The organism is Frigoribacterium sp. CFBP 8766 (assembly GCF_014841435.1).
GTDB lineage: Bacteria > Actinomycetota > Actinomycetes > Actinomycetales > Microbacteriaceae > Frigoribacterium.
Genome location: NZ_JACYTX010000001.1, coordinates 1,009,040 through 1,022,032, shown reverse-complemented (window position 1 = coordinate 1,022,032; position 12,993 = coordinate 1,009,040). Strand labels below are relative to the sequence as shown.

14 protein-coding genes are annotated in these 12,993 nt (G+C 72.9%); 6 read left to right on the top strand and 8 right to left on the bottom strand.

The window, feature by feature from the left end; genetic code table 11:
* Nucleotides 1-83 precede the first annotated feature (83 nt).
* Nucleotides 84-941 (bottom strand): glutamate racemase, encoded by an 858-nt coding sequence (gene murI / locus IFT90_RS04820; protein ID WP_192041178.1) that lies wholly within the window; start codon nucleotides 939-941, stop codon nucleotides 84-86.
* Between the two features lie 82 nt (nucleotides 942-1,023).
* Between murI and IFT90_RS04815 the strand changes: the two genes are divergently transcribed.
* Entirely contained in the window at nucleotides 1,024-2,316 is a 1,293-nt protein-coding gene (locus IFT90_RS04815; RefSeq protein WP_192041177.1) for a nicotinate phosphoribosyltransferase, read from the top strand.
* Between the two features lie 28 nt (nucleotides 2,317-2,344).
* Here the strand turns inward: IFT90_RS04815 and IFT90_RS04810 are convergent, their stop codons facing one another.
* The 3 genes from IFT90_RS04810 to IFT90_RS04800 are packed head-to-tail and all read right to left on the bottom strand — an operon-like array spanning nucleotide 2,345 to nucleotide 5,667.
* The gene (locus IFT90_RS04810; RefSeq protein ID WP_123548164.1) at nucleotides 2,345-2,605 is read right to left on the bottom strand and encodes a DUF3039 domain-containing protein; all 261 of its coding nucleotides are present in this window, start codon (nucleotides 2,603-2,605) and stop codon (nucleotides 2,345-2,347) included.
* Between the two features lie 15 nt (nucleotides 2,606-2,620).
* Entirely contained in the window at nucleotides 2,621-4,186 is a 1,566-nt protein-coding gene (locus tag IFT90_RS04805) for an ABC transporter permease (protein ID WP_192041176.1), read from the bottom strand.
* Nucleotides 4,162-5,667, bottom strand: coding sequence for an ABC transporter ATP-binding protein (locus tag IFT90_RS04800; RefSeq protein WP_244638613.1), 1,506 nt, complete (start codon nucleotides 5,665-5,667; stop codon nucleotides 4,162-4,164). Before IFT90_RS04800 ends, IFT90_RS04805 begins: the two co-directional genes overlap by 25 nt.
* Before the next feature lie 363 nt (nucleotides 5,668-6,030).
* Between IFT90_RS04800 and IFT90_RS04795 the strand changes: the two genes are divergently transcribed.
* The 5 genes from IFT90_RS04795 to IFT90_RS04775 all read left to right on the top strand — a co-directional run bounded on the left by IFT90_RS04795 (nucleotide 6,031) and on the right by IFT90_RS04775 (nucleotide 9,559).
* Nucleotides 6,031-6,741, top strand: coding sequence for a phosphocholine cytidylyltransferase family protein (locus IFT90_RS04795; RefSeq protein ID WP_314102750.1), 711 nt, complete (start codon nucleotides 6,031-6,033; stop codon nucleotides 6,739-6,741).
* 49 nt (nucleotides 6,742-6,790) lie between these two features.
* Nucleotides 6,791-7,588, top strand: coding sequence for an ABC transporter permease (locus IFT90_RS04790; RefSeq protein ID WP_192041175.1), 798 nt, complete (start codon nucleotides 6,791-6,793; stop codon nucleotides 7,586-7,588).
* The gene (locus tag IFT90_RS04785; RefSeq protein WP_192041174.1) at nucleotides 7,588-8,352 is read left to right on the top strand and encodes an ABC transporter ATP-binding protein; all 765 of its coding nucleotides are present in this window, start codon (nucleotides 7,588-7,590) and stop codon (nucleotides 8,350-8,352) included. The genes IFT90_RS04790 and IFT90_RS04785 overlap by 1 nt, the downstream gene beginning before the upstream one ends.
* 9 nt (nucleotides 8,353-8,361) lie before the next feature.
* A complete protein-coding gene (locus IFT90_RS04780) occupies nucleotides 8,362-9,150 on the top strand; it encodes a hypothetical protein (RefSeq protein ID WP_244644737.1) in 789 nt (262 codons plus the stop codon).
* 124 nt (nucleotides 9,151-9,274) lie between these two features.
* The gene (locus IFT90_RS04775) at nucleotides 9,275-9,559 is read left to right on the top strand and encodes a hypothetical protein (RefSeq protein WP_192041173.1); all 285 of its coding nucleotides are present in this window, start codon (nucleotides 9,275-9,277) and stop codon (nucleotides 9,557-9,559) included.
* Here the strand turns inward: IFT90_RS04775 and IFT90_RS04770 are convergent.
* The 4 genes from IFT90_RS04770 to IFT90_RS04755 all read right to left on the bottom strand — a co-directional run bounded on the left by IFT90_RS04770 (nucleotide 9,549) and on the right by IFT90_RS04755 (nucleotide 12,991).
* On the bottom strand, nucleotides 9,549-9,857 hold the full coding sequence (locus IFT90_RS04770; protein WP_123548159.1) for a helix-turn-helix domain-containing protein: 309 nt from the start codon (nucleotides 9,855-9,857) through the stop codon (nucleotides 9,549-9,551). The two genes, IFT90_RS04775 and IFT90_RS04770, sit on opposite strands and share 11 nt — an antisense overlap.
* Before the next feature lie 102 nt (nucleotides 9,858-9,959).
* On the bottom strand, nucleotides 9,960-11,240 hold the full coding sequence (locus IFT90_RS04765) for a CDP-glycerol glycerophosphotransferase family protein (protein WP_371812100.1): 1,281 nt from the start codon (nucleotides 11,238-11,240) through the stop codon (nucleotides 9,960-9,962).
* Between the two features lie 60 nt (nucleotides 11,241-11,300).
* Nucleotides 11,301-12,188, bottom strand: coding sequence for a glycosyltransferase family 2 protein (locus IFT90_RS04760; protein WP_192041441.1), 888 nt, complete (start codon nucleotides 12,186-12,188; stop codon nucleotides 11,301-11,303).
* Nucleotides 12,185-12,991 (bottom strand): CDP-alcohol phosphatidyltransferase family protein, encoded by an 807-nt coding sequence (locus tag IFT90_RS04755; RefSeq protein WP_192041172.1) that lies wholly within the window; start codon nucleotides 12,989-12,991, stop codon nucleotides 12,185-12,187. The genes IFT90_RS04760 and IFT90_RS04755 overlap by 4 nt, the downstream gene beginning before the upstream one ends.
* Nucleotides 12,992-12,993 lie beyond the last annotated feature (2 nt).

Genomic DNA, 12,993 nt, shown 5'->3' with positions numbered 1-12,993 from the left:
GTCGGGTCGGTCTGGTGTGGTCTGGCGTGGTCTCGCGCAGTGCGGGGCGGGCGGTGCGGGGCGGTCAGGCCGTGGCGGCGCGGTCAGGCGCGCGGGCCGCCGGCGCGCAGCCCGCCCGGCAGCTCGATGGCGCCGGTCTCGAGGTGGCCGACGCGCGACACCTCGGGCCCGAGGAACCGCTTCGCGAGCCGCAGGAACGACGCCTCGTCCGCGCCGGTGGCCTCGAACTCGTAGCGGGGCACGCTGCCGGCCGGCGCCTCGAGGTCGTGGTCGACGAGGGTGCGGTAGACGTCGGCGGCCGTCTCGTCCGCGCTCGAGACGAGGCGCACCTCCGGCCCCATCACGTACTGGATCGCGGCCGACATCAGCGGGTAGTGGGTGCAGCCGAGCACGAGCGTGTCGACCCCGGCCTCGCGGAGCGGTGCGAGGTAGCCCGCGGCGACCTCGCGCAGCTCGGGGCTCGAGGTGTCGCCCGCCTCGACGAACTCGACGAACCGCGGGCACGCCTGCGTGAAGAGCTGCAGGTCGGCGGCCGCGGCGAAGGCGTCCTCGTAGGCGCGCGAGCGGACGGTGCCCTCGGTGCCGACGACCCCGATGCGCTTGTTCCGCGTCTGGCCCACGGCGGAGCGGACCGCGGGCTGGATGACCTCGACGACCGGGATCCCGGCGCCCGTCGTGTACCGCTCGCGCGCGTCGCGGAGGACCGCTGCCGAGGCGGTGTTGCAGGCGATCACGAGCAGCTTCACCCCCTGGGCGACGAGGTCGTCCATGACGGCGAGCGCGTACTCGCGCACCTCGGCGATGGGCTTCGGGCCGTAGGGCGAGTGGGCGGTGTCGCCGACGTAGAGCACGGACTCGCGCGGCAGCTGGTCGATGATCGCCCGCGAGACGGTCAGCCCGCCCACGCCGCTGTCGAAGACTCCGATGGGTGCGTGCGTCACGGTCGTCGAGCCTACCCGGACGGAGGCGCGCCGCAGCCGGGCGCCCTGGTCCCGGCCCCCTCCCCCCGCCTAGGGTGGAGGGGTGACCAGTGCCCTGCTGACCGACCGCTACGAGTTCACGATGGTGGAGGCGGCCCTCAAGGCCGGCACCGCCGACCGACGATGCGTGTTCGAGCTCTTCGCCCGCCGCCTCCCCCAGGGTCGCCGCTACGGCCTCGTGGCCGGCACCGGGCGCTTCCTCGCCGAGCTGACGCAGTTCCGGTTCGGCGACGCCGAGCTCGCCTGGCTGCGGGACGGCCGCATCGTCGACGACCGCACCGTCGACTGGCTCGCCGACTACCGCTTCTCGGGCGACATCCGCGGCTACGCCGAGGGCGAGGTGTACCTGCCGGGCTCGCCCCTCCTCGTCGTCGAGTCGACCTTCGCCGAGGGCGTGCTGCTCGAGACGCTCGCCCTCAGCGTCTTCAACTACGACTCCGCCGTCGCGAGCGCCGCGGCACGGATGGTCTCGGCGGCCGACGGCCGGCCGCTCGCCGAGATGGGCTCGCGGCGCACCGGCGAGCGCAGCGCCGTGGCGGCGGCACGGGCCGCCTACGTCGCGGGCTTCGTCGCCACGAGCAACCTGGAGGCCGGGCGCACCTGGGGCGTCCCGACGATGGGCACCGCCGCGCACGCCTTCACCCTCCTGCACGACACAGAGCGCGAGGCGTTCGAGGCGCAGGTCGCGAGCCTCGGGCCCGGCACGACGCTGCTCGTCGACACCTACGACATCCCGGAGGCGGTGCGCACGGCCGTCGAGGTCGCCGGCACGGGCCTCGGCGCCGTCCGCATCGACAGCGGCGACCTCCCTGCGCTGGTGTCGCAGGTGCGCGCGCAGCTCGACGGCCTCGGCGCCACGGGCACGAAGATCACCGTGACGAACGACCTCGACGAGTACACGATCGCGGCGCTGCGCGCGGCGCCGGTCGACAGCTACGGCGTCGGCACGTCCGTCGTGTCGGGCTCGGGCCACCCGGCGGCCGGGATGGTCTTCAAGCTGGTCGCCCGTCAGGGCGCCGACGGCGAGTGGGTGTCGGTGGCGAAGAAGTCCGCCGACAAGGCGACCATCGGCGGCCGCAAGGCACCGGTGCGCGTGCTCGTCGACGGCGTCGCGACGACCGAGCTCGTGCGCATCGGCGAGGGGGGCCCGGGCGAGGGCGAGGAGCGACCGCTGCTCGTGTCGCTCGTCACCGACGGCGTCGTCGACGACCGCTGGACCGGGCCGCAGGGCGTGCAGCGTGCGCGGGACCACCGTCAGGCCGCCGTCGACGAGCTGCCGCCGAGCGCGTTCCGGCTCGGCCGGGGCGACCCCGTGCTGCCGACGGTCTACGAGTGAGCGGCGCCTGCCGGGTGACGGACGGGACCTACTCGGACTTCATCTTCTCGTAGACTTCTTTGCAGGTCGGGCACACGGGGAACTTCTCGGGGTCGCGCCCCGGCGTCCACTTCTTGCCGCAGAGCGCCTTGACGGGCTTGCCGCTCAGCGCGGACTCCATGATCTTGTCCTTCTTCACGTAGTGCGAGAAGCGCTCGTGGTCGCCGGGGTCGACGGCGTCCTCGGTGAGGAGCTTCTCGAGCTCGCGATCAAGGACGTCGAGTCCGCCGCCGGTCTGTGTGTCGCTCATGGCGACCATCGTACGTCAGCTGCGCAGGGTGAAGGCGAGCAGCTCGGGCGCACGACGGGTGAACGTGCGCGAGCCGATCGCGACGCCGACGACGAGCACGACGACGCCCGCGGCGAGCCCCGTGACGAACGACCACATGTCGGCGTCCTGCTGCCCCTGCAGCAGGTAGCGGCCGGCGAACCAGAGCGACGGGGACGTCGCGAGGACAGCCCCTCCGATCATCGTGACCTGGGCCGTCACCGAGGCGCTGCCGTGTGCCTGGGGCTGCTGGAACGGGTCGTCGTGCGGACGCACCGCCGCGTAGGGCATCGCGGCCGAGACGACGCTCGACAGCCCCAGGCCGCTCAGCAGCAACCCGGCGGACACCCCGATCTCGGGCAGCAGGGCGCCCCGGTCGCCGAAGAGCCACGTGGCGACGAGCGAGCCGAGCACGACGAGCGGCACCCCGATGAGCAGAGGAGGCGCGAGGCGGCCCACGCGGTCCGCGAGGCCCCCCGTGCCGGCCGCGACGTGCAGCCACAGGGCGGTGCTGTCGTACGCGACGTCGTTGTGCGGCAGGAACCCGAGGATGAGGCACATGAGCGGCACCGGCACGAGCGCGAGCCAGTGCCAGCTGATCCCCGCGATGCCGAGCGGGACGACGAGCAGCGGCAGGATCGGGATGATGACGAGGGACATGCGGTAGCGCGCGTCCCTCATCCAGTAGGTCAGGCTCCGGCCCGCGACGGCACCGGTCGGGCTCGCCCGGACGAACTCGAACCAGCCGAGGCCGGCCGCGTCGTCCGCGACGTCCGGCTCGGGCTGGTCGACGAACGCGCGGGCCACGAGCGCCCGCCACGCGAGCCAGAGGCCGACGAGGGTGACGACTGCGACCACGAGGTCCGCGACGACCCGACCCGTCTCGCCGACGGCCGCGTGCCCCGGGAGGGCGAGGGCGGCGCCGAACGGGGTCCAGGCGAGCACGTCGGCGACGACCCCGCTCGTCCTGCCGCCGGGGAGGGTGGCACGGACCAGGTCGATGACGAGAGGCACGAGCAGCACCGCGACCACCACGCCCCCCGCGACGAGGAACTGGCGAGCCCGGCGGGTGGTGAGGACGACGCTGTTGATCGTCGCCGCCACCAGGGACGCGAGGTAGGCCGTGGCGCCGGCGAGGACGACGGCCAGGACGGCGAGCGACGCGATGCCCTGCCCCTCGCCCCACGAGCGCACGTAGCCGGGAGCGACGGCGACGAGGGCGAGCACGGGCAGGCCGACGGCACCGCCGAGGGCCAGGCCGACCGCGGCCGACCCCTCGGGCACGCCCAGGACGGCCAGGCGGCGGGGGTCGCTCCACGGCGGACGGACCCGCGCGAACGGCAGCACGCTGTAGGCGACGACGACGAGCGCCCCGGCACCGACGACGAGCGCGCGGACGTCGCTGAGCGGATCGTCGCGCAGCGAGCCCGCGAGGGCGGACACGGCGAAGGAGGCGCCGAGGACGAGGAGGACCGACACGACCGTGACGAGCAGCCGGCGCGGCTCGTGCCGGACGGTGTTCGCGATCGTCTGGAGCCTCAGTCGGAGAAGCTCTGCAACCATTCCATGCCCTCCGTGACGGCTCGGCCGCCGGCCAGCTCGACGAACGTCTGCTCGAGCGAACGGCCGGCCCTGACCTCGTCGACCGTCCCGCTCGCGAGGACGTGGCCGTCGACGATCACCGCGACGCTGTCGCAGATGCGCTCGACGAGGTCCATGCTGTGGCTCGACAGCAGCACCGTGCCGCCGCCGGCGACGTAGCGCTGGAGCACGTCCGTCACCGTGGCCGCCGACACCGGGTCGACCGACTCGAACGGCTCGTCCAGCACGAGCACGCGGGGCGAGTGGATGACGGCCGCCGCGAGGGCGATCTTCTTCGTCATGCCGACCGAGTAGTCGGCGACGAGACGGCCGAGCGCGTCCTGCAGCCCGAAGGCGGCCGCCAGGTCCGCCGAGCGCTTGCGGGCCGTGGCCCCGTCGAGGCCCCGGAGGGTCGCGGAGTAGTAGAGGAGCTGGGCGCCCGTGAGGCGGTCGAAGAGCCGGAGGCGGTCGGGCAGCACCCCGAGGGCGCGCTTGGCGGCCGCAGGGTCGTCCCACACGTCGGAGCCGAGCACCGAGACGGTGCCCGCGTCGGGTCGCAGGAGCCCGGTGACGATCGACAGGGTGGTCGTCTTGCCCGCGCCGTTGGGGCCGACGATGCCGTAGAACGAGCCGGCCCGGACCTCGAGGTCGACGCCCTCGACGGCGACCGTGCTGCCGTACCTCTTCGCGATCCCCTTGATCGAGAGGACCACGGGGCGCTCCCCGTCGTCGGCAGGAGGCGCGGTCGCCACGTGGGGGCCCGTCGCGTCGTCCGTGACCACGGCCGGCAGCTCGTCGTCGTCCGTGCCCGCGTCGACCGACGCGGACTCGTCGTCCGTCTCGACCGCCAGCTCGTCGGGCGCGGTCGCCAGTGCGACGACGTCGTCGTCGTCCTGGACGGGCTCCGCGTCGTCGGGCGGGCCATCGGCGTCAGCCGGCAGGGCGACGGCGTCGCCCGGCACGCTCTCGTCGTCGTCGTCGGACTCGACCACGGCCTGCTCCTCGGCGGGGGGCACGACGTCGAGCTCGGCCACGGCCTCCTCGGCGACGGCCGCCTCCTGGGCGGCGACCTCGGCGGCGGCAGCTTCCTCGGCCGCCGCGGCAGCCGCGGCCGCGGCTCGGGCGCGTGCGTTCGCGGCCCGCGTCGCGGCAGCCTTCTTGGCGGCTGCCGACCGGTCGGCAGCAGTCCGGGTCGAGGCGGGCTTGCGGCCGGCCGACGTGGTCCGAGGGCCCCTCGGGGCGGGAGACGCGCCTCCTCGGGAGGGGGTCCGCTCGCGTCCCGGCTGCTCTCGCTGGCCCGTCGCGCCCTGGCCGGGCTCGTCGACCGTCGCCACCCCCTCCGGTGCGTCCGTCGGCGTCGCCTCGTCGTCCATCTGATCCCCCCGGTGAAGCACGTCCCCGCCGCTGCGCGTCGCCTCGTCGGGGTGCAGGGCACCCTCCTGGTCGTCGCGCGCGGAAGCCATCGCACCACCGTACCAAGCGAGCGAGCCCGGCACGCCCGCCCTGAGGACGATCACGAAAGGGACACGACCTCGACCAGCACCTGCCGCTGAGCGACCGCTCGCGGTAGTCTGGGCGAGCACGACGACGTGTCCGCATCGAGTCCCGAGGGTGAACGCCGCCCGAACACCAGACGGAGGGGCGCCACAGACGGCGCCCGACCGCACCTCCCGGGGCACGACCCAGAAGCACGACCGACACCTGTCCAGACCCGGGGCCCGCCCCACGGATCTCCGATCCGAGGTCCAGGCGGCGCACCGTGACGGCCCTCACCACCGGCCGGCACGGAACGACAGGCAGACAGTCAGCCCCACGAGGAGACAGACGTGAGCAAGACAGACAGCACCGCCCCCCAGATCGTGATCCTGGCCGCCGGCCTCGGCAGCCGCCTCGGTCGTTCGCTGCCCAAGGCGCTCACCGAGCTGAGCGACGGCCGCACCATCATGCAGCAGCAGTTCGACAACATCCGATCGGCGTTCGGGCCCGACGCCCGCATCACCGTCGTCGTCGGCTACAAGTTCGAGCACATCGTCGAGGCGTTCCCCACCGCCTCCTTCGTCTACAACGAGCAGTACGACCAGACGAACACCTCGAAGAGCCTGCTGCGCGCGCTGCGTGCCAGCACGTCGGGCGGCGTCCTCTGGATGAACGGCGACGTCGTGTTCGACCCCGAGGCGCTGCGCCGTGCCGCGCGTCAGGTCCGCGACGAGCAGTCGTTCGTCGCCGTCAACACCTCGAAGGTCTCCGACGAAGAGGTCAAGTACACGACCACCGCCGAGGGCTACATCGCGCAGCTGTCGAAGCAGGTCGTGGGCGGCCTCGGCGAGGCGGTCGGCATCAACTTCGTCGCCAAGGCCGACAAGGCCGTGCTCATGCGCCAGCTCGCCAAGGTCGACGCGCAGGACTACTTCGAGCGCGGCATCGAACTGGCCATCGAGCAGAACGGGCTACTCTTTGAGCCCGTGGACATCTCCGACCTCTACGCCGTCGAGGTCGACTTCGCCGAGGACCTGGAGCGCGCGAACCTCTTCGTGTGACCGGGGCCCGCCCCGTCGGCCGGGATGTCCCCCGAGACCGAGGACACCCGTGAGCACAGCCCTGGCCGATCGTCCCCGGCGCACCGGGGCCGCCCGCTACCGCCAGACGCTGTGGCTGCTGACCAGCCGCGACCTCAAGGTCCGGTACTCGACGTCCGCGCTCGGCTACGTCTGGTCGATCCTCGATCCGCTGGTGATGGCGGGGATCTACTTCTTCGTCTTCCAGGTGGTCTTCCAGCGATCGGTCGGCGAAGACCCGTACATCGTCTTCCTGCTGAGCGGGCTCCTCCCGTGGATGTGGTTCAACGGAGCGGTCTCCGACAGCACCCGGGCCTTCATCCGCGAGGCGAAGCTGGTGCGGTCGACGAAGATCCCCCGGACGATCTGGGTGTTCCGCCTGGTCGGCTCGAAGGGGATCGAGTTCGCCCTGAGCCTGCCGGTGCTCGCCCTGTTCGCGGTCCTCGGCCGAGCCGAGCTGCACTGGCAGGTGGTGTTCCTGCCCCTCGCCATGGTCATGCAGACCGTGCTCGTCGCCGGAGTGGGGCTGATCGTCGCCCCCCTGGTCGTGTTCTTCCGCGACCTCGAGCGCGCGACCAAGCTCGCCCTCCGGTTCCTCTTCTACGCGTCCCCGATCATCTACGGCACCCGCGACCTGCCCGAGAGCCTGCACGTCCTCGCGGCCTTCAACCCGCTGAGCGGGATCTTCGGCCTCTACCGGTCCGCGTTCTTCCCCGAGCAGCTCGACCTGCTCGAGGTCCTCGTCGGAGGCGGCATGTGCCTGCTCCTCCTCGCCGTCGGCCTCGCGGTGTTCCGGGCCAGCGAGCGCGCCGTGCTGAAGGAGATCTGATGACTCCCCCCACCGGCGACCAGCCCGTGATCCGCGTCGAGGGCGTCGGCATCCGGTTCCGCCGCAACCGCCGCGGACGCCGCTCCTTCAAGGACCTCTTCTCCGACTCGAGCCGGCGGTCCCGCCCCGGCGAGTTCTGGGCCCTGCGCGACGTCTCGTTCGACGTCCGTGCGGGCGAGGCGATCGGGGTCGTGGGCCGCAACGGGCAGGGCAAGTCGACGCTGCTCAAGCTCGTGGCCGAGGTCATCCTCCCCGACACGGGGTCCGTCTCGGTCTCGGGAGGCGTCGCCCCCCTCATCGAGATCACCGGCGGCTTCGTCGCCGACCTCACCGTGCGCGAGAACGTGTACCTGACAGCGGGCCTGCACGGCATGCGCCGGGACGAGATCGACGAGCGCTTCGACGAGATCATCGACTTCGCCGAGATCGCCGCGTTCGTCGACACCCCCTACAAGCACCTCTCGAGCGGCATGAAGGTCCGGATCGCGTTCGCCGTCATCTCCCGGCTCGAGGAGCCCGTCATCCTCGTCGACGAGGTCCTCGCGGTGGGCGACAAGGCGTTCCGCGAGAAGTGCTACGGGCGGATCGAGCAGATGCTGGCCGACGGCCGCACGCTGTTCCTCGTGTCGCACAACGAGCGCGACCTCAAGCGCTTCTGCGCCCGGGGCCTCTACCTCGACAAGGGCGAGCTGGTGTTCGACGGCCCGCTCGACGAGGCCCTGGCCCGCTACTCCTCCGATCATCCTCCCCGGCCCGCGGCGTAGCATCCGGTGATGCCCGATCGCCACGTCTCGCCCCGTCCCGCCGAGGACGACATCGTCCGCATCGATCCCGCCACCGGGTCTCCCGAGCCGTACCGGGCCGCGTCGCAGGACGGCCAGGTCGTCGACTCGGCGTGGCTGCGCCGTCTCGACCGCCTCCTCGCCGTCCAGCGGCCCGTGGTCGTCAAGCACGTCGCGGCCCTGCGGCGCCGCCACCGCAAGGCCGACCCGGCCAAGCTCATCCGCATCCTCGAGCGCGAGTACCTGACGGCCGTCACGTCCGGCGGGGCGGCCGTCGGGGCGAGCGCGGTCATCCCCGGCGTCGGCTGGGGCATCTCCCTCGCCCTCTCCGGGGTGGAGACCGCGGGGTTCCTCGAGGCGAGCACCCTGTTCGCCCAGTCCGTCACCGAGGTGCACGGCATCGCCGTCACCGACCCGGAACGCGCCCGGGCACTCGTCATGACGATGATGATGGGCGCCCCCGGCGCCACCCTCGTCCGGCAGTTCGCCGGGGAGGCGCTGGGCACGGCCCCTGCCCGCAGCGCGTTCTGGGGCGAGCTGGTCACGCAGAAGCTCCCCAAGACGGCCATCAGCGGGCTGACCGACACCGTCCGCAAGCACTTCGTCCGGCGCTTCGCCGCGTCGCAGACCGCCACGGTCCTCGGCAGGGCCGTCCCGTTCGGGATCGGCGCGGTCGTCGGCGGCACCGGAAACCACCTGCTGGGGCGCAAGGTCGTCGCGAGCGCGAGGGACGCGTTCGGACCGGCTCCCGCCTCCTTCCCGGTCGAGCTCGGGGCCTGACGCACCTGCCGGCCCGACGGTCCGCCGCGACCTCGTCGTGCGGCGGGAGGTCGTTCCTCCCCCGACAGGGCGCAGTCCACAGGGCGGAGCGGGAAGGGTCGGGGGTCCGACCTACCGTCACGGCATGACCGTGACAGCTCCCACCGCCTACAGCGTCCCCTTCCGCCTCGACCGCTCGCGTGGGCCGCGGATCCTCCGCCTCGTCAACGACGGCAGCGAGACCGTGTCGTCCCTGAGGGTCACCCTGCTCGGCTCCGGCCTCCTGGTGCCCGTGAGCACCGGCACCCTGGCCCCCGGGCAGTCCCTGGCCCTGAGCGTCATCGGCCCCGAGCTCGTGGCGAGCTCGATCGCCGTCGTGCGGTGGTTCCGGCCGTCCCGGGAGGAGTACCTCTGGCGGTTCAGCTTCTGACGGCGCGGGCGCGACGCTCCGCCACGTAGTCGGCAGCCGAGAACGCCTCGAGCACGGGCGGCAGGTGGTCGCCCGACATGCCGCCGACCAGCACGGCCGGGTCGACGCCGAGCACCGCCGCGAGTCGCACGATCGTGTGGAGGACGGGGTTGCCGACGCCGCGCTCGATCTTGCCGTAGTTCGACACGTTCATCCCCGCGAGGTGGGCGACCTCGTCCTGGCTGAGCCCGAGGCGCTGACGCTCGCCGCGGACACGTTCACCGAAGAGCAGGGCGGCGGGAGACGAGGGATCGGGCATGCCTCATGGATACGCCCCTCAGCGATGCGGTGCCAGATTCCAGACGCCTGGATGCCACGGCCACGAGCGCTGCATGCCTCCGCCCTCGGCCGAGGACCGAGCCTAGGAGGCGGTCTCGCCGCCCGAGGACTCGGTGTCCGATGCGTCGATGTCCGTCGCATCGGCGCGCCGGGCGAAGTCGTCCCTCCGCTCGACGAGCCGCAGCACCGCCTCCTCGAACCGCCTCGTGGCGGCGCCGGGAGTCGTGTCGCCGAAGTACCGGCGGACCCAGTGCTCGAGGCGTCGACGAGCCTCCGGGTCGTCACGGACGCGGTCCACCACGTCGACGACGTCGCCGGCCTCCGCGGCCTCGAGCCACTCGGCGGCCCCGAGGTAGCCTCGTTCGTCGACGTCGGCCTCGGCGGACGCCGGCCTCGTCACGAGGAGGGGCCTGCCCGTCGCGAGGCGGTCGTAGATCATCGCCGAGACGTCGGTGATCGCGACGTCCGCCGTCGTGAGCTGCCAGCCGAGCTGCGGACTGGTGTCGTAGATGTGGCCTGCTCCGGGCGCCGCCGCGTTCGCGGCCTCGATCGCCGCCACGACGGCCTCGTGCGCGCGCCGGTAGTCACGGTCGACCACCCCGCTGCGAGGGTGCGGGCGGTAGACGAGCCGGTGGCGCCCCGACGCCAGCAGCGCCTCGGCCAGACGGACGCCGTGCGTCGCGATGGACCCGTAGGTGGCCGCCGGGCGATCGCCCTCCCAGGTCGGGGCGTAGAGCACGACGATGCGGTCGTCCGGCTCGAACGGGGGCGTCCCCGCAGCGTGGTCGGCCTGGGGCCGGCCGATGGGCACGGCACGACGGTCGAGGTCGTAGTCCCAGAGGGCGGCCTCGAGCCGTGCCCGGGCGGCGTCGCCCGCGATGAAGGCGTAGTCGTACGCCTTGAACTGGTTCGTGGTCATGTACATCTTGTCGCTCTCGCCGTGGTTGACGAAGACGTGCCACATGCGCCCGTAGCGCATCATCTGGAAGTTCTTGGCATTCTGGTTCACGTACAGGGTCATGGCCAGGGGCTGCGACCCGACGAAGTCCTCGAGGTCGACGACCTGACGGGCGTAGACGACGGGGACGGGCGACTCCTCCAGGAGGGCGAGCATGGCGCCGGGCGAGCGCGCGACGATGGCGACGGGGACGGTCTCGGCGAGATGGGCCAGCGGCCCGTACCACTGCCTGATCTGGTACATGTTGACCGCCGTGTCCGCGAAGTAGACGGCGACGCGGACCGTCCCGGGCGCCGGGCGCCGGCGGTCGTCGCCGAGACGCTCGAGCTGCCGGCGCTGACGCCGCGACTTCCAGGCACGCGAGGCCAGTCCCCTGGCGAGCGAGAGATCCCGTTTCAAGGGCACGGAGGGTCCTCCTGTGGTGCTGATGTCCCCGACGACCGTCGCGCACCGGGGTGTCCCAGGCTAGATCACCGGCGGTCGGCCGGACCTGGACATGCGCAGGACCGTTACCCAACCGATGGACCGACGGCCACCGGGAGACGTGCGCCAGCCCTCGGCCCAGCCGCCGAACCAGGCCCCGAGGCGGGCCGGCGTCGAGGCCCAGCGCAGCACCTGCACCGCCGTCCAGCTGCCGACGTACACGGGGACGAGCGGCCACGGCAGGTTCCGCTTGGCGAGCCACACCCGGTTGCGGGCGTTGAGCCGGTGGTACTCGGCGTGGCGCGCAGGGTCGATCGCGGGGTGGTGCGCCACGAGTCCGCCCTCGTAGCGGACCCGGAGGCCCTGCGCCCAGACTCGCCACGCGAGCTCGATGCCCTCGTGGGCGTAGAAGTAGGGCTCGCCCCAGCCCCCGCAGGCGTCGAAGACCCGGCGAGGCATCACCGTGGCGCCCTCCCAGACCGAGAAGACGTCGCTCGACACCGCAGGGTCGCCCTTGCGCAGCCGCGGGATCCAGCGGCGGGGCGAGGTGGCCCCGGAGGCGTCGACGACCCGGGGCTGGACGAGCCCCACGTCGCCCTCGTGCCGCATCAGCTCGATCGCGTCGGCGAGGAACGTCGGGGAGGGGATGCTCGCGTCGTCGTCGAGGAAGAACACCCACTCGCCCGACACGCGCTCGGCGCCGCGGTTGCGACCCGCGGGGATGCCGACGTTCTCGGGGAGCGTCAGGACCGACACGCCCTCGGGCACGGGGCCGGGGCCCCCGCCGTTCCCGACGCACACGACGTCGACCTCGACGCCGACCTGCGCGAGGACGCTCTCGAGGCCGCGGCGCAGGTCGGCGGGCCGGCGGCCCTGGGTCAGGCTGACGACCCCGACCCGAGGTGTCGACCCAGCCGCCTCGCCGCTCAGGAGCGGACCCTCTTCGACGCCATGATGGCCACGAAGTGGCCCACGAGGGCGACCACGGACAACGGCAGCAGCAGCGACACGAGCACGCGGTCCGCGAGGGGCTCGCCGACGACCAGCCCCACGAGGGCGGCGACGAAGGCGAGCATCGTCAGCTCGACGGAGTGGTAGAGCCGGTGGAACGGGACGAAGCGGGCGGCGGAGCGGAGCCGCGACAGGAGGCGCCCGCTGGGGACGGTCGCGCCGCCGCGCTTGTCCTCGAGGCGGGTCAGGCCGGCGTTGGCCCGGGCCACGTGCACCATGTCGTTGAGGGCCTTGTTGAGGACGATGACGAGCGCGAGCGCCGTGCCGAGCGTCGTCCAGAGCCAGTCGGCGGGCACGTCGAACGGCCAGCCGGCCGCCCGGACCCCGAGCGCCACGGGGATGAGGGCCTCGGTCGAGTAGTGCCCGACCTTGTCGAGGAACACCCCGGCCGGTGAGCTCGTCCCCCGCCACCGGGCGACCTCGCCGTCGCAGCAGTCGACCAGCATCTGCAGCTGGCCGAGGACGAGGGCGAGCATCGCGCCGCCGATGCCGGGCACGAGCAGCGCCGCGGCGGTGGCCCAGCCCGTGAGGATCATGAGCCCGGTGACGCCGTTCGCGGTGACGCTCGTCTTGAGCAGCCACCACGTGAGGTAGGGCGAGACGTCGCGCAGGTAGAGCGAGGCCGTCCAGTGCTCGGCGTTGGCACGGCTGCGGACCTCGGGCGGCTGGGCCACCCGTCGCAGCTCGGCGATGGACGTGGGACGCGAGGGCAGCGCGGTCATGG